General features: G+C 65.7%; 20 protein-coding genes. 3 read left to right on the top strand and 17 right to left on the bottom strand.

Features of this window, described 5'->3' with window-relative positions; translation table 11 throughout:
• Genes rplN through rpsJ form a run of 12 tightly spaced genes read right to left on the bottom strand, consistent with a single transcriptional unit; the run spans position 1 to position 5559 of the window.
• Positions 1-369: a 50S ribosomal protein L14 gene (rplN, locus tag ABIB58_RS00100; protein WP_003164378.1), complete on the bottom strand. Its 369-nt coding sequence runs from the start codon at positions 367-369 to the stop codon at positions 1-3.
• Positions 370-387: 18 nt separating this feature from the next.
• Positions 388-630, bottom strand: coding sequence for a 30S ribosomal protein S17 (rpsQ, locus tag ABIB58_RS00095; RefSeq protein ID WP_017506051.1), 243 nt, complete (start codon positions 628-630; stop codon positions 388-390).
• Between the two features lie 10 nt (positions 631-640).
• Entirely contained in the window at positions 641-838 is a 198-nt protein-coding gene (gene rpmC / locus ABIB58_RS00090) for a 50S ribosomal protein L29 (protein ID WP_008263673.1), read from the bottom strand.
• On the bottom strand, positions 838-1278 hold the full coding sequence (rplP, locus tag ABIB58_RS00085) for a 50S ribosomal protein L16 (RefSeq protein ID WP_017506052.1): 441 nt from the start codon (positions 1276-1278) through the stop codon (positions 838-840). The genes rpmC and rplP overlap by 1 nt, the downstream gene beginning before the upstream one ends.
• Before the next feature lie 3 nt (positions 1279-1281).
• Positions 1282-2037, bottom strand: coding sequence for a 30S ribosomal protein S3 (gene rpsC / locus ABIB58_RS00080; RefSeq protein ID WP_017506053.1), 756 nt, complete (start codon positions 2035-2037; stop codon positions 1282-1284).
• The gene (gene rplV / locus ABIB58_RS00075) at positions 2037-2417 is read right to left on the bottom strand and encodes a 50S ribosomal protein L22 (protein WP_017506054.1); all 381 of its coding nucleotides are present in this window, start codon (positions 2415-2417) and stop codon (positions 2037-2039) included. Before rplV ends, rpsC begins: the two co-directional genes overlap by 1 nt.
• 3 nt (positions 2418-2420) lie before the next feature.
• Positions 2421-2699 carry a 30S ribosomal protein S19 gene (rpsS, locus tag ABIB58_RS00070; protein ID WP_017506055.1) on the bottom strand — a complete coding sequence of 93 codons (279 nt, stop codon included), beginning with the start codon at positions 2697-2699 and terminating at the stop codon, positions 2421-2423.
• Positions 2700-2701: 2 nt separating this feature from the next.
• Positions 2702-3538, bottom strand: a complete 837-nt coding sequence (rplB, locus tag ABIB58_RS00065) for a 50S ribosomal protein L2 (protein ID WP_017506056.1) — start codon at positions 3536-3538, stop codon at positions 2702-2704.
• A gap of 4 nt (positions 3539-3542) precedes the next feature.
• Positions 3543-3845 carry a 50S ribosomal protein L23 gene (locus ABIB58_RS00060; RefSeq protein ID WP_017506057.1) on the bottom strand — a complete coding sequence of 101 codons (303 nt, stop codon included), beginning with the start codon at positions 3843-3845 and terminating at the stop codon, positions 3543-3545.
• Entirely contained in the window at positions 3845-4483 is a 639-nt protein-coding gene (rplD, locus tag ABIB58_RS00055; RefSeq protein ID WP_354038427.1) for a 50S ribosomal protein L4, read from the bottom strand. The genes ABIB58_RS00060 and rplD overlap by 1 nt, the downstream gene beginning before the upstream one ends.
• Positions 4483-5232 carry a 50S ribosomal protein L3 gene (gene rplC, locus ABIB58_RS00050; protein WP_039248546.1) on the bottom strand — a complete coding sequence of 250 codons (750 nt, stop codon included), beginning with the start codon at positions 5230-5232 and terminating at the stop codon, positions 4483-4485. The genes rplD and rplC overlap by 1 nt, the downstream gene beginning before the upstream one ends.
• Before the next feature lie 21 nt (positions 5233-5253).
• Entirely contained in the window at positions 5254-5559 is a 306-nt protein-coding gene (rpsJ, locus tag ABIB58_RS00045) for a 30S ribosomal protein S10 (RefSeq protein WP_003164367.1), read from the bottom strand.
• A 603-nt stretch (positions 5560-6162) separates the two neighbouring features.
• Here rpsJ and ABIB58_RS00040 point away from each other — a divergent pair.
• Entirely contained in the window at positions 6163-6915 is a 753-nt protein-coding gene (locus tag ABIB58_RS00040; protein WP_039248539.1) for a porin, read from the top strand.
• A gap of 117 nt (positions 6916-7032) precedes the next feature.
• Here ABIB58_RS00040 and ABIB58_RS00035 read toward each other — a convergent pair whose 3' ends face one another.
• From ABIB58_RS00035 to ABIB58_RS00025, 3 genes are all read right to left on the bottom strand, one after another.
• The gene (locus tag ABIB58_RS00035; RefSeq protein ID WP_354038421.1) at positions 7033-7920 is read right to left on the bottom strand and encodes a GIN domain-containing protein; all 888 of its coding nucleotides are present in this window, start codon (positions 7918-7920) and stop codon (positions 7033-7035) included.
• A gap of 98 nt (positions 7921-8018) precedes the next feature.
• Entirely contained in the window at positions 8019-8933 is a 915-nt protein-coding gene (locus tag ABIB58_RS00030; protein ID WP_354038419.1) for a transcriptional regulator, read from the bottom strand.
• Between the two features lie 10 nt (positions 8934-8943).
• Positions 8944-10104 carry a GNAT family N-acetyltransferase gene (locus ABIB58_RS00025; RefSeq protein WP_354038417.1) on the bottom strand — a complete coding sequence of 387 codons (1161 nt, stop codon included), beginning with the start codon at positions 10102-10104 and terminating at the stop codon, positions 8944-8946.
• A 149-nt stretch (positions 10105-10253) separates the two neighbouring features.
• On the opposite strand from ABIB58_RS00025, the gene ABIB58_RS00020 reads away from it, so the two are divergent.
• Together ABIB58_RS00020 and ABIB58_RS00015 are read left to right on the top strand one after the other, a co-directional pair.
• Positions 10254-10415, top strand: a complete 162-nt coding sequence (locus ABIB58_RS00020) for a hypothetical protein (protein WP_354038415.1) — start codon at positions 10254-10256, stop codon at positions 10413-10415.
• Between the two features lie 38 nt (positions 10416-10453).
• On the top strand, positions 10454-11521 hold the full coding sequence (locus tag ABIB58_RS00015) for a L,D-transpeptidase family protein (RefSeq protein ID WP_354038413.1): 1068 nt from the start codon (positions 10454-10456) through the stop codon (positions 11519-11521).
• Here ABIB58_RS00015 and ABIB58_RS00010 read toward each other — a convergent pair.
• A complete protein-coding gene (locus tag ABIB58_RS00010; protein WP_354038411.1) occupies positions 11518-13113 on the bottom strand; it encodes a carboxylesterase/lipase family protein in 1596 nt (531 codons plus the stop codon). The genes ABIB58_RS00015 and ABIB58_RS00010 overlap by 4 nt on opposite strands.
• Before the next feature lie 179 nt (positions 13114-13292).
• Positions 13293-13385 (bottom strand): EF-Tu C-terminal domain-related protein (locus tag ABIB58_RS00005; protein WP_354038969.1); only part of this gene is annotated, 93 nt, incomplete at its 5' end.

Below are 13385 nucleotides of genomic sequence, written 5' to 3'. Positions count from 1 at the left end.
TTACAGGACCTCCGGAGCCAGCGAGATGATCTTCATGTGGTTCTTGGCGCGCAGTTCGCGGGGAACCGGGCCGAAGATCCGCGTGCCGACAGGCTCGTTCTGCTTGTTGACGATGACGGCGGCCGACTTGTCAAAGCGGATGACCGAGCCGTCCTTGCGTTGGATGTCCTTGGCGGTGCGCACGACGATGGCGCGAACGACGTCGCCCTTCTTCACACGGCCGCGCGGAATGGCTTCCTTCACGGAGGCGACGATTGTGTCGCCGATCGAGGCGTAGCGGCGCTTGGAGCCGCCCAACACCTTGATGCACATGACCCGGCGGGCGCCCGAATTATCGGCCACTTCCAGGTTAGTTTGCATCTGGATCATAAGATCAGATCCTTCTGATTACGAGGCGGAGGCGTTGGAAAGAACTTCCCAGCGCTTCAGTTTGGACTTGGGGGCGCACTCGACGATGCGAGCGATGTCGCCGACCTTGAGCGCGTTGGCTTCGTCGTGCGCGTGGTACTTCTTGGACGACCGGACGGTCTTCTTCAGAAGCGGGTGAAGCAGGGTGCGCTCCACCTTCACAACGACAGTCTTCTCGCCCTTGTCGGACACGACCACGCCTTCAAGAATTCGCTTGGGCATATTCGTTTCCTTACGAGGCCGCACGCTTCTCGCGCAGAAGCGTCGAGATGCGAGCGATGTCTTTGCGGACTTCACCAACGCGGTGAGTCTTTTCCATTTGGCCGGTGGCCGCCTGGAAGCGCAGGTTGAACTGTTCCTTCTTGAGCTTCAGCAGCTCGTCGGACAGTTGGTCGGTCGTTTGCGACCGCAGATCGGCGATCTTGGTCATTAGGCGGCAGCCTCCACATGCGCGACGCCGGCGTCGATACGGGTCACGACCTTGGTGCGGACCGGCAGCTTGGCGGCGCCGAGACGGAGTGCTTCGCGGGCGACATCGTCCGGCACGCCGTCGATTTCAAACAGGATGCGGCCCGGGTGGCAACGCGCGGCCCAGTGGTCCACGGCACCCTTGCCCTTACCCATCCGGACTTCGGCCGGCTTGCCCGTGACGGGCAGGTCGGGGAAGACGCGGATCCAGACGCGGCCCTGACGCTTCATCTGGCGAGTGATCGCGCGGCGAGCCGCTTCGATCTGACGCGCGGTGATGCGTTCCGGCTCCAGCGTCTTCAGGCCATACGACCCGAAGTTCAGCGAGAAACCGCCCTTGGCCGAGCCATGGATCCGGCCCTTGAAGGCCTTGCGGTATTTGGTCTTCTTCGGTTGCAACATGACTTAGTTCTCACGTCCCCGGTCGCGACGCGGACCGCGGTCGCCACGGGGGCCGCCGCGTTCGCGGCCTTCGTTCGAGGACGGACCCGACGCTTCCTGGGCCCAACGCTTGTCCTGCGCCATGGGATCGTGCTCCAGCACTTCACCCTTAAAGACCCAGACCTTCACGCCGATGATGCCGTAGGTCGTCTTGGCTTCGTAGAAGCCATAGTCGATGTCGGCGCGCAGCGTGTGAAGCGGCACGCGACCTTCGCGGTACCATTCCATACGTGCGATTTCCGCGCCGCCCAGACGACCCGAGACATTCATACGAATGCCCTTGGCGCCCAGACGCATGGCCGACTGCATCGAACGCTTCATGGCGCGACGGAAGGCCACGCGGCGCTCCAGCTGCTGCGCGATGTTCTCGGCGATCAGCTGCGCATCGGTTTCCGGCTTGCGGACTTCGATGATGTTCAGGTGAACTTCACCCTCGGTGCGCGCCGAGATGTCCTTACGGAGCTTCTCGATGTCAGCGCCCTTCTTGCCGATCACGACGCCCGGACGGGCGGCGTAGATGGTGATGCGGCACTTCTTGTGCGGGCGCTCGATGATGATGCGCGACACGCCGGCGGCGGCCAGGCGTTCCCGCAGCCACTCGCGCAGCTTCAGGTCCTGGTGCAGCAGGCGGGAATAGTCGGCGCCGGCGGCGAACCAGCGGCTGTCCCACGTGCGGTTCACGCCGAGGCGCAGACCGACCGGATTGATTTTCTGTCCCATCAGGCGGCCTCGCCGGCTTCACGGACCACGATGGTGATCTCGCTGAACGGTTTCAGGATGCGCGACGAACGACCGCGAGCACGGCTCGCGAAACGCTTCATCACCAGGTTCTTGCCCACGAACGCCTCGGCGACGACCAGATTGTCGATGTCGAGGTTGTGGTTGTTCTCGGCGTTCGAGATCGCCGAATACAGGACCTTGCGGACGTCGCCGGCGATGCGCTTACGGCTGAATTCCAGCTCGTTCAGCGCCTTCTGGACCGGCATGCCGCGGATCGAAGCGGCGACCAGGTTCAGCTTTTGCGGGCTGATGCGCACGTTGACCAGCTTGGCGCGGGCCTCGGTCGGGGCGACCCGACGCTCGTTTTTTGTCTGGGCCATCGGTTACTTCCTTTTGGCCTTCTTGTCCGCCGCGTGACCCGGGAAGTTCCGGGTCGGGGCGAACTCGCCGAGCTTCATGCCGACCATCTCTTCCGAGACCGACACGGGCACGTGCTTCTGACCGTTATGGACGCCGAACGTCAGACCGACGAACTGCGGCAGGATGGTGGAGCGGCGCGACCAGGTCTTGATCACGTCCTTGCGGCCCGACGATTGAACGGCGTCGGCCTTCTTGAGCAGATACCCGTCGACAAACGGGCCTTTCCAGGAGGAGCGGGCCATTCTTAGCGAGCCTTCTTAACGTGGCGGGTACGGATGATGTACTTGTCCGTAGCCTTGTTCTTGCGGGTACGAGTGCCCTTGGTGTCCTTACCCCACGGCGTGACGGGGGTGCGACCACCAGAGGTCCGGCCTTCACCACCACCATGCGGGTGGTCGATCGGGTTCATGGCGACGCCGCGAACGTGCGGACGCCAGCCCATGTGACGCTTGCGACCGGCCTTGCCCAGGTTCTGGTTCATGTGGTCGGGGTTCGAAACCGCGCCCACCGTGGCGATGCAGCCGTCCAGGACCATGCGCAGTTCGCCCGAGCCGAGACGGATCTGGGCGTAGCCCTGATCGCGACCGACCAGCTGGGCGTAGGCGCCGGCCGAACGGGCGAGCTGAGCGCCCTTGCCCGGCTTCATTTCGATGTTGTGGATGATCGTACCCACCGGCATCGAACGAAGCGGCATGGCGTTGCCCGGCTTCACGTCGGTCTTTTCGCCTGCGACGATCGTGTCGCCCGCCTTAAGGCGTTGCGGCGCGATGATGTAGGTCTTCTCGCCGTCGGCATAGGTGACCAGGGCGATGAAGGCCGTGCGGTTCGGATCGTATTCCAGACGCTCGACCGTGCCGACCATGTCCCACTTGCGACGCTTGAAGTCGATCTTGCGGTACAGAGTCTTGGCGCCGCCGCCACGGAAGCGGACCGCGATGCGACCGCCCTGCCCGCGTCCGCCCGACTTGGTCAGGCCTTCGGTCAGCGACTTTTCCGGACGGCCCTTGTGGAGTTCCGAACGGTCGACCAGCACGAGGGCGCGACGGCCCGGCGAAGTCGGATTGTAGGTTTTCAAGGCCATCTGATCAGAGCCCCGTGGTGACGTCGATCGACTGGCCGTCGGCCAGCGTCACGATCGCTTTTTTGATGTCGACGCGACGACCCAGGATGCCCCGGAAGCGCTTGGTCTTGCCCTTTTGAACCAGGGTGTTGACTTTGACGACGTTGACTTTGAACAGGCTTTCGACCGCAGCGGCGATCTCGTCCTTGGACGCCGTGTCGGCGACGCGGAAGACGACCTTGTTCTGCTCGGACAGGATCGTGGCCTTTTCGGTGATCACCGGTGCCAGGATGGTGTCGTAGTGCTTGGCGGTAGGTTGAGCGGCCATTACGCGGCTTCCTTATCGCTGAAGCGGGCTTCGATGGCCTCGATGGCGGCCTTCGTCAGCACCAGCTTGTCAGCCCGCAGGACGTCATAGACGTTCAGGCCGGCGTTCGGCAGCACGTCGATGTGCGGGATGTTGCGTGCGGCCAGGCCGAAGTTCGTGTCGACTTCGGGACCCGCGATGATGAGCGCCTTGGTCCAGCCCAGCTTGCCGAGCGTTTCACGCAGCGAAGCGGTCTTGGCTTCCTTAACCGAGACGGTGTCGACCACGATCAGGTCGCCCGACTTGGCCTTGGAGGACAGGGCGTGACGCAGAGCCAGGGCGCGGATTTTCTTCGGCAGCGAGAAGCCGTGATCGCGAACGATCGGGCCGAAGGCGCGCGAACCGCCGACGAACTGCGGTGCACGGCGCGAACCGTGACGAGCGCCGCCGGTGCCCTTTTGCTTGTACATCTTCTTACCCGTACGAGAGTTCTCGTTGCGGGTTTGAACCTTGTGCGTACCGGCGCGGCGCTTGGCCAGTTGCCAGTTGACGGTGCGGGCCAGGATGTCGCCGCGGATGTCGGAGATGCCGAAGACGGCGTCCGACAGCTCCACGTCGCCAGCAGCCTTGCCGTCGAGTTGGATGACAGAGAGTTTCATTACGCTTCACCGCCTTCGGTCGCTTCGACGGGGGCTTCTTCAGCCGGGGTCGAGGCGGGTTGAGCAGCAGACTTGCTCGACTTCAGCGCGCCGGGGAACGGAGCGTCGGCCGGACGAGCCTTCTTGATGGCGTCGCGAACCTTGACGTAGCTGCCGTCGTGACCAGGGACAGCGCCCTTGATCAGGATCAGGCCACGCTCGGCGTCCACGCGGACGACGGTCAGGTTCTGGGTGGTGACAGTCTCGGCGCCGTAGTGGCCGGCCATCTTCTTGCCGGGGAACGTGCGACCCGGGTCCTGACGGTTACCCGTCGAACCGTGCGAACGGTGCGAGACCGAAACGCCGTGGGTGGCGCGAAGGCCGCCGAAGTTCCAGCGCTTCATGGCGCCGGCGAAACCCTTACCGATGGTCTCGCCCTGGATGTCGACCTTCTGGCCCACCAGGAAGTGTTCGGCCGACAGTTCGGCGCCCACGTCCAGCAGACCGTCCGCATCGACGCGGAACTCGGTCACATAGGCTTTCGGTTCGACTTCCGCCTTGGCGAAGGTCTCGCGTTGAGCCTTGTTAGTGTTCTTAGCCTTCTTCGTGCCAGCGCCCAGCTGGAGAGCGACGTAGCCGTCACGCTCCTGGGTACGTTGGCCGACGACTTGGCAGCCGTCGAGCTGCAGCACAGTGACCGGTACGTGCGCGCCGTCATCGGCGAACACGCGGGTCATGCCCAGCTTCTTGGCGATCACGCCCGTGCGCATCGGATCCCGCCTCTTTCTACTTTAAATCTTGATCTCGACGTCCACGCCGGCGGACAGGTCGAGCTTCATGAGCGCGTCCACGGTCTGCGGGGTGGGGTCGACGATGTCGAGCACGCGTTTGTGCGTGCGGATTTCAAACTGCTCACGCGACTTCTTATCGACGTGCGGAGAGCGGTTCACGGTGAACTTCTCGATCAGGGTCGGCAGCGGAATCGGACCGCGAACGGTCGCGCCGGTGCGCTTGGCGGTATTAACGATCTCGCGCGTCGAAAAATCGAGGACGCGGTGATCAAAGGCCTTGAGCCTGATGCGGATGCTTTGATCCATATCGGTGCTTACTTCCAATGCGGTCGGAGGACCGCGTCCCTGTGAACCATTTCAAAGACCGAAGGCCTTCGGGCAAAAAGCCCTCAGGGAACGCAAATCCGCAAAAACGATCGGCCCACGCAGTTGCCCGCGAAGGCCGTTGATATCCCAAGAAGCTGCAAAGAACAGTGACTTAGGTCGTTCTTGCGAACCGCGTTTGCAGCGAACTGCACAGCCGGTCCAACAAGAGTGGTGGCTTATGCCTATCGATTCTGATTTCGTCAAGCGCGCAAACCCGGGCTGACACAGGATTTCGACGCGATCTTCGTGCACGGTGCGGCGGGACATTCGCCGGCGATGTCGGCGGCAGTGAACGCCTCTTTATAGTGCACGAGCGCGACTGCGGCATAGTGCACGAGCGCGACTGCGGCGCGCGATTAACGACTTGCCCCACAGAGCGCCAAGTCGTGACACATTCTGGCCGCAACGCGTGGCTGTCGCGCAACAACCTTGCCATCTCAGGCCAATCGAACGTCGGTTTATTGCTCCGCTTCGTCTTAGGCTGATAGCAGGCGCCCTCCCCGGACCCCCATCCGGGTGCAGACTGCTAAGGACAAAAGAAAAATGAAGACGATCCTCCTCGCCACGGCCGCCGCCGCCCTGTTCGCCGCCCCGGCCTTCGCCCAAGACGCCATCGGTTCGGTCGGCGTGACCTATTCCAACCCGTCGATCGAAGTCGCCGGCGACGACGTCGACGCCGACGTCTGGACCGTTGACGGCTCGGTCGCCCTGCCGGCCCAGGACTGGACCGTGACCCTGAACGGCGCGATCGACTACACCAAGGCCTTTGGCGAAGAAGACGTCACCGGCGCCGCCGCCGCTCACCTGACCAAGATGTGGTCCTCCGACGTCCGCGCCGGCGCCTTCGTCGCCGCCAACGGCATCGGCAGCGGCAACGAGCCGATCTGGACCGTCGGCGCTGAAGCGCAGAAGTATCTGTCGAACGCCACCCTGACCGGCCAAGTCGCCTACACGACCGCCGACAACGTGGACGCCGACATCTGGACCGTCGGCGCCGACGCCGCCTTCTACGTCATGCCGAACCTGCGCCTGAACGCCGGCGTCGCCTACAACAACGTCGACTTCTCGGGCGGCGACACCGACGCCTGGACCTACGGCGTGGGCGCCGAATACGAGTTCGAGAACACCCCGTTCTCGCTGGGCGCCGCCTACACCCGCGCCGACATCGATTCGCTGGACGTCGACACCTGGTCGGTCGGCCTGCGCTACTCGTTCGGCGGCGGTCTGCAAGCGCGTGACCGCGCCGGCGCCAACCTGGGCGTCTCGGCCATCTCCAGCGTCCTGAGCGTCTTCTAAGCGTCTCGGACCTGATCCATGCGAAAAGCCCCGGTGGAGCGATCCGCCGGGGCTTTTTGTTTGGCCGGAAAAGACCCCCGGGGTTCCACGACCGGGGGCCTTCTCGTCGCTCGGGTCTTATCGCCCGATCTGCAGGGTTCCCGATCCGACGACGGAGCGAGAAACCGATCCCGTGGCCGAGGCGACGCGGACGCTGCCCGATCCGGCGATCGCCACGTCAAGGTCGCGCGTGGCGCCGCCGTAGCGAACATCGCCCGAGCCGCCGATGGCGACCGACAGCTTGTCCATTCGGCCCTGCCGTACGTTCACACCGCCCGAGCCGCCGATGGACAGTTCGCTGCGTCCGCCGGCGCTGGCTACCTCGACATTGCCCGATCCGCCGACAGCCGCCTTCAGGGCTCCGGTCGCCCCGGCTGAGATGGAGCCCGATCCGCCGACGCTAGCGTTCAGCGATCGCGACGTTCCCGCGCGGATCGCGCCCGAGCCCCCAAGTCCCAGTTCCAGATCGCCATCCACATTGGCCACGTTCCAGTTGCCGCAGCCGCCATTGTCCAACTCGACCGACCGCGCGCCGCGTCCGACCGAGCCGAAGACCGCGCCGCTGGCGCTGACATCCACCGCGCGCGGCGTGCGCACGACGATCAGAGGCGCGTCTTCCAGACGGATGCGGCCCAGGTCGCGCACCTCGACCGTCGCGCCCTGCCCCGGCTGGCTCGAATCGCTGCGGCCGGAGTTGCAGCCGCGAATGGCGCTATTGCCGCCCCACATGCCGTTGCGGCGCAGGCCGCCGTCGATCTTGACGTCATTGCCGTCGCGGCGAACCTGGATGGCTGGCAAGCGCGTCTGGCCTTGCGTGACCTCGACGCCGATATCCTGACGATCCTCGACGATGACCACCACGCGGGCGACGGCGTTGCGGATCTCGACCTCGGCGGCCGAAGCGGGCGCGGCGACGAACCCGGTCAGGGTGGCGACGGCGGCGGCGGCGATCAGTGCGGTTTTCATGAGCGGTGTTCCCTTCCCGAATGTGAAGAGAAGGTGCGCGCCGCCCGCGCCCAAGTCATTTTAACTCGAGGTCATGAACTCGAATTAACGCCCCGAGCTCATGACGAGGCGTTCAGCGCGCCCGCGCCGTCCGCCGCGCCGATCTCCGGCTCGAAGTCACGTTCGAAGTTGGCGATCTTGCTCTTCATCGCACCCGCCTTCTTCAGCGCCAGCGACGCGGCCCAGCGCGCCGCCAGCTCCGGCGTCGTCATCCCGTCGGTGAAGCGCGGCCGTCCGCCCCGGCTGCGGATCACCGCATTGGTGAACAGCGCCCCGTTGCGGAACCGCGACGGCCAGGTCTGGAAATCCATCGACAGGCTGACGCAGAAGCGATCCAGATTCTCCACACGGTGCGGCGCATAGAACGGCCAGGTCAGGGCGCGGCCTGGCTCCAGATCCATCACCTGCGCGTCCTGTTCGAACGCCAGCGTGTAAGGCAGTTCCTCGGTCGTCTGACGCGTGACCACCTGTTCCATGTTTCGCTCGGGCAGATGCCCCTCGTCGCCGGGATAGACGAACAGCCGCTTGCGCCCACGCAGGTGGAACAGCACCACGCCCGCCGCGTCGAAATGATAGGGCACCCGCGCCTTGGGCGACGACAGGATCAGCTGCCCCGCGTTCCGCACCGCCCGCATTCCCGGATAGGTCGCCTGGATCGCGGCGAAATCCTTCATCGCCGCCGCCCACAGCTCGGGCCAACCCGTCTCGACACCACGCAGATTGACCCACAGCCGACCCTGTTTGATCGCCTCCAGCAGTTCCTCGCCTGACAGCCGCCCCCGCGCGCCGGTGCGCAGCGACACCTGCCCCTCGTCGTCGTAGTCATACAGGTTGATGTCGAACAACTCCGCCGGATAGCGATCCAGCACCGCGGCCAGCGCCGCATCCTCGGCGAACCCTTGCTCGACCAGGGTGTGGGCGTGGGTCTTGGCCTCGGCGATCGGGCCCGGATAGCGTGTGCGACGTTGGGTCATGCCGATGTCCTCAAACGTGGGCGACGCGCGCTGGCGTCTTCTTTTTCGCAGCCGCCTTCTGCACGGCCGACCGTGCGGCCACCGCCGCGCCCCTCAGCCGCCCGACCGGCGTCGCCTCGCAGGCTTCGATGGTAGCCCAGCGCCGACGCAGCGACGCCCGCACCGCCTCGCCGCGCCCGCCCGCCCTGTTCAACGCCGCCACCGTGATGTCGCCCAGCGCCTGGGTCACGCCCGGCTGCATCACTACGGCCTCGCGCACCGTCTGCCGCGCGTTGACGAAATATTTCTTGTAGGTCTCGCCCTCGAAGCCGAAGTCGAACACCCGGAAACCCTCGGCCGCCGCCAGCCGCATCGTATCCATGCTCAGCAGGATGCCCGGCGAGCACCGCGCCAGCGTCGGCTCATAGGCCGGGAACCAGAAATGGTAATGCCGCTCGGCGTGCAGCGAGAACTCGATCGCCACCAGCTTGTCGCCCGCATGCATCGCCGCCATGGAGGCGCCGAAGCCTTCTCTCGGCTCGCTCATCAGCGCGTGGAGCAGGTCGCGCGTCCAGCCGCAGGCGAAGATGTCATGTAGGCCCGAGCGGCGATACTGCGCCGCCTTCAGCGCGATCAGATGATCCAGCAGCGCAGGATCTCTGAGACCCCGCTCCACCCGGATCGGGCCCAGTTCGGCCTCCAGGCTGCGGCGCGCCCGCTCCTTATCCTTGAAGTATTTGGCGAACGTCTTGCGCCGCTCGGCGTACCAGTCGTCATAGCCCGTCTCGGGCATCGCGACCTGCACCGTCTCGCGCGCCTGCCCCGTCTCGCCCGCGCCGATCCAGCCGGGCACGTTCAGCCGCTTGGCTTTCAACAGCCGCGCCACCTCTTCCAGCGTGATCGTCTCGTCCGCCGGGGCGATGACGCCATGATAGTCGTTCATGGGCGCGCCCAGCGGCTGCACCGCTCCGCCGCGTCGCTGATGCGGGAAGAAGCCGACGATCTCGCCATCTCGCCGGAACACGGCGATCGCCGCGCCGGGGCAGACCCGCGAGGCGATCCCGGCATAGTCCCAGCGGAAATACGGGCTGGCCAGATCAGGATTGCCAGCCGTCCACGCACGCCACAGGGCGACGGCGGCGGCGTCCATCGCCGCCGCGTCCATGATCTCGACCTGCAGCATTCCGGCCATACGCATCCTCTTAGGGCCCTGCGCAGCAAGGTCCATTCCAGACCGCACCCTGCCCCATGCGCGTTTCATCAGGGTTCACCGGCATGGTGAACGCGCGTTGACGGAGCCGCGGTCGCCCTGGCGCGTTTGAGTGACCCAAGGAGAAGACCATGACCGATCAACGTCCTGACAGCCAAGCCGTCGAGAACGAAAACCTACGGCCGGACGCTGACGGCCAGCCGCCGCGCCCGGCGACCGAGCCCAAGGGTTCGAAGGAGTCGTCCAACTCCGACAAGACCGAAACCGACCCCGCGACCGGCGAACCCAACTGAACGCTGCCCGCCTGCACTTACCGTCTCGAAAGTCTCTTATGAACCGTCCCGCCTACTTCGCCGCACTCGCTGTTCTCTCTCTGGGCGCCTGTTCGCCGAAGGAAGAGAACACAGCCGCCCCAGCGGCGCAGACGACCGAGGCCGCGCGAGTGGGCCAAACCGGCCCGCTTTCTCGAGACGCTATCGAAAACACCGCCTATGCGCCGTCGTCTGGCGCGCAAGAAGGCCAGCCCGCCGCCCCTAATGCCGCCCAGCAGCAGCCGCAGCCTGCCCTGATCCGCGCCCAGGTTCTTCTGGAACGCGCCCGCTTCTCGCCCGGCGCGATCGACGGGCTGGCGGGGTCGAACATGCGTCAGGCGATCTCGGCGTTTCAGGAGGCCAACGGCATGACGGTGAACGGCGAGTTGAACGCCGACGTGATGGGCCGACTGCGCGCCGCCGCCGGACCGGGCGCTGTGACCACCACCTACACCATCACCCAGCAGGACATCGCCGGACCCTACCTTGGCGTCGTTCCCACTGAGTTGGAAGCTCAGGGTCAGGCGGCCCACATGGGCTACGCCAATATCGTCGAGGCCTTGGCCGAACGCTTCCACGTCACCGAGGCCTTGCTGCGCGCCATGAACCCCGGCGCCGATTTCAATCGCGTGGGCCAGGGCCGGCTTGTCCCCGCCGTCAACACCGCCCCCCTGCCCGCCGACGTGGACCACATCGACGTGGACAAGAGTGAAGGTTCGGTCAAGGCGTTCGACGCCGACGGCAAGCTGATCGCCTACTTCCCGGCCACCATCGGCAGCGGCGACAACCCGACGCCGACCGGCACGGTCAAGGTCAACGGCGTGGCGCGAAACCCGGACTACACCTACGACCCGGCGAAACTCAGCTATGGCGACGGCAAGAAGAAGGTCGTCGTCAAACCCGGTCCGAACAATCCGGTGGGCGTCGTCTGGATTGATCTGAACAAACCCAGCTACGGCATCCATGGCACGCCGGACCCGCATCTGGTCGGCAAGACCGCCTCGCACGGCTGCGTGCGCCTGACCAACTGGGACGCCTGGATGCTGGCCGACAAGGTCAAGCCGGGCGTCACCGTCCGCTTTATCTAGTGGACGGCGCCAAACGGCGTCCCATCCCAGAAGTCGCAGTGGTGACGCTCGAAGAAGCCGTCGTCCAGGATATCGCCCTCCGGCTTGAACACCCGCACCGGCCCCGCACCCTCGACGCGGGGCCATTCGGCGGCGAAGGCCGAACGGCCGAACGTCGCCCACAGCCTTTGCATCCGCTCCGACAGCGCCTTCTGCTCAGGCGTGAACCGTTTGGGATCTGCGAACACCCAGCGCGTTCCGAACACATAGGCCAGTTCGCTGGCGTGATAGGCGCCCAGGTCCAGACCGACGATCCAGTCAGGCAGCACGAATGGCGCCTCGCGATCGGCGAACTCATAGCCCCACACCGGCACATGCCGAGCCAAAAGGCGTCGCAAGGCTTGTGACGGACAGGCGAACCTCTGGTCCGTGAAGTTGGCAGCTATGGCATAGGCGGGCCCGTCCTCACCCACGGGATAGCGCGCCAGCACCCGCTCACCCTGGTCGCCGTACATCCAGATCGTCTCCTTCTGATAGCGATCCATGTCCTGCACCTCGTTGGCGAACAGCCGCCCCTCATCGAGGTTCGTCCCGACGAGGACGGGCACGCGCGTGAACCGCCCTTCGCGGATCGCGACCGCCGGGCTTTCCGGCACAGTGGCGTCTGTGTGCACCGGTCCCCACGACCCCGGCCCGTTGATGCCCGCCCTCAATGACGCCGCCCGCGACAGCCGCCAGGCCGGAAGCGCCTTCAGGCACGCGATCTGATCCTCGCCGGTGCAGCCCAGCCTTTCGGCGAACATCGGCCCCGACTGGGCCGCGTCCTGCGCCCTGACCAGGGACGACGGCTCAAGACATCCGCCGCTCTGCATGATGACCCGCTGATACAGCCCTTCCGACTGCGGCGACGCCATCAGGTAACAGGCCGTCCAGGCCCCGGCGCTTTCGGCGAACAGGGTGACGTCGCCCGGGTCGCCGCCGAAGGCCGCAATGTTTCGATGCACCCACTTCAGCGCCGCCTGCTGATCCATCAGGCCAAAGTTGCCGCCGAAGCCTTCGCCAGTCGCCTGAAACCTGGGATGCGCCAGCCAGCCCAGCGCGCCGAGCCGATAGTTCATCGTCACGACCACCCGCCCCTGCTCGCGCGCCAGTTTCGACGGATCGTAGTTGGCGCCCGCCCCCACGGTGAAGGCGCCGCCGGGAATATAGACCATCACCGGCCGCGCCTCGGCCGCGTCTCCGCCCGGCGCATAGATGTTCAGATACAGACAGTCCTCTGACCCGACGACGATCCCGCCGCCGCCGCCCAGGATCGAACGACGCCCGAGCGCCTGGGTGCAGTCCGATCCAATCCGCGTCGCATCCCGAACGCCCTGCCAGGCCTGGACGGGCTGCGGCGCGCGCCAGCGCAGATCGCCGACCGGCGGCGCCGCGAACGGCACGCCGAGGAACGCGCGCGTCCCCGCCCCGTCGACGCCGCGCACCGTCCCGGATTCGGTCGCCGCCAACACGGGTTCGGCGTCCTTGGCGAACCGGACCTGATCGACCTTGCCGGGATGGGTGGCGCAGGCCGACAGGGCGACAAGGCACGCAAGCAACGAAATCAGACGCATCGTGAACCTTGGCTGTTGGGCAGACGATATCAACGCCCGAGCGTCCGGCCCGTTGCGGGCGTGTATGCTTCCCAAACAGCAAAACAGCCCCCGGATGGCTCCGGAGGCCGCTCTGTTACGCGACTTTGTCTTTGGCCTATGCGCGCCTCGTGGAGGCGCACGGCTTGAGGCCGTTTGGCTTAGGCGATGATCTTGGCCACGACGCCGGCGCCGACGGTGCGGCCGCCTTCACGGATGGCGAAGCGCAGGCCCTGGTCCATCGCGATCGGGGT

This window comes from Brevundimonas sp. UYEF29, assembly GCF_040546195.1.
Classification (GTDB): domain Bacteria; phylum Pseudomonadota; class Alphaproteobacteria; order Caulobacterales; family Caulobacteraceae; genus Brevundimonas; species Brevundimonas huaxiensis.
The sequence above is the reverse complement of the archived record's forward strand: the minus strand, read 5'-3'. Positions and strand labels throughout refer to the sequence as shown.

Bases quoted from the DNA above. Each gene is read 5' to 3' on its own strand.
- rpsQ (WP_017506051.1), bottom strand. From the start codon at position 630: ATGCCCAAGCGAATTCTTGAAGGCGTGGTCGTGTCCGACAAGGGCGAG.
- rplB (WP_017506056.1), bottom strand. From the start codon at position 3,538: ATGGCCTTGAAAACCTACAATCCGACTTCGCCGGGCCGTCGCGCCCTC.
- rplP (WP_017506052.1), bottom strand. From the start codon at position 1,278: ATGTTGCAACCGAAGAAGACCAAATACCGCAAGGCCTTCAAGGGCCGG.
- ABIB58_RS00060 (WP_017506057.1), bottom strand. From the start codon at position 3,845: ATGGCCGCTCAACCTACCGCCAAGCACTACGACACCATCCTGGCACCG.
- ABIB58_RS00040 (WP_039248539.1), top strand. From the start codon at position 6,163: ATGAAGACGATCCTCCTCGCCACGGCCGCCGCCGCCCTGTTCGCCGCC.
- ABIB58_RS00035 (WP_354038421.1), bottom strand. From the start codon at position 7,920: ATGAAAACCGCACTGATCGCCGCCGCCGCCGTCGCCACCCTGACCGGG.
- rpsS (WP_017506055.1), bottom strand. From the start codon at position 2,699: ATGGCCCGCTCCTCCTGGAAAGGCCCGTTTGTCGACGGGTATCTGCTC.
- rplN (WP_003164378.1), bottom strand. From the start codon at position 369: ATGATCCAGATGCAAACTAACCTGGAAGTGGCCGATAATTCGGGCGCC.
- ABIB58_RS00015 (WP_354038413.1), top strand. From the start codon at position 10,454: ATGAACCGTCCCGCCTACTTCGCCGCACTCGCTGTTCTCTCTCTGGGC.
- rpsC (WP_017506053.1), bottom strand. From the start codon at position 2,037: ATGGGACAGAAAATCAATCCGGTCGGTCTGCGCCTCGGCGTGAACCGC.
- ABIB58_RS00025 (WP_354038417.1), bottom strand. From the start codon at position 10,104: ATGGCCGGAATGCTGCAGGTCGAGATCATGGACGCGGCGGCGATGGAC.
- rplD (WP_354038427.1), bottom strand. From the start codon at position 4,483: ATGAAACTCTCTGTCATCCAACTCGACGGCAAGGCTGCTGGCGACGTG.
- ABIB58_RS00030 (WP_354038419.1), bottom strand. From the start codon at position 8,933: ATGACCCAACGTCGCACACGCTATCCGGGCCCGATCGCCGAGGCCAAG.
- rplV (WP_017506054.1), bottom strand. From the start codon at position 2,417: ATGGCCCAGACAAAAAACGAGCGTCGGGTCGCCCCGACCGAGGCCCGC.
- ABIB58_RS00020 (WP_354038415.1), top strand. From the start codon at position 10,254: ATGACCGATCAACGTCCTGACAGCCAAGCCGTCGAGAACGAAAACCTA.
- rpmC (WP_008263673.1), bottom strand. From the start codon at position 838: ATGACCAAGATCGCCGATCTGCGGTCGCAAACGACCGACCAACTGTCC.
- ABIB58_RS00010 (WP_354038411.1), bottom strand. From the start codon at position 13,113: ATGCGTCTGATTTCGTTGCTTGCGTGCCTTGTCGCCCTGTCGGCCTGC.
- rpsJ (WP_003164367.1), bottom strand. From the start codon at position 5,559: ATGGATCAAAGCATCCGCATCAGGCTCAAGGCCTTTGATCACCGCGTC.
- rplC (WP_039248546.1), bottom strand. From the start codon at position 5,232: ATGCGCACGGGCGTGATCGCCAAGAAGCTGGGCATGACCCGCGTGTTC.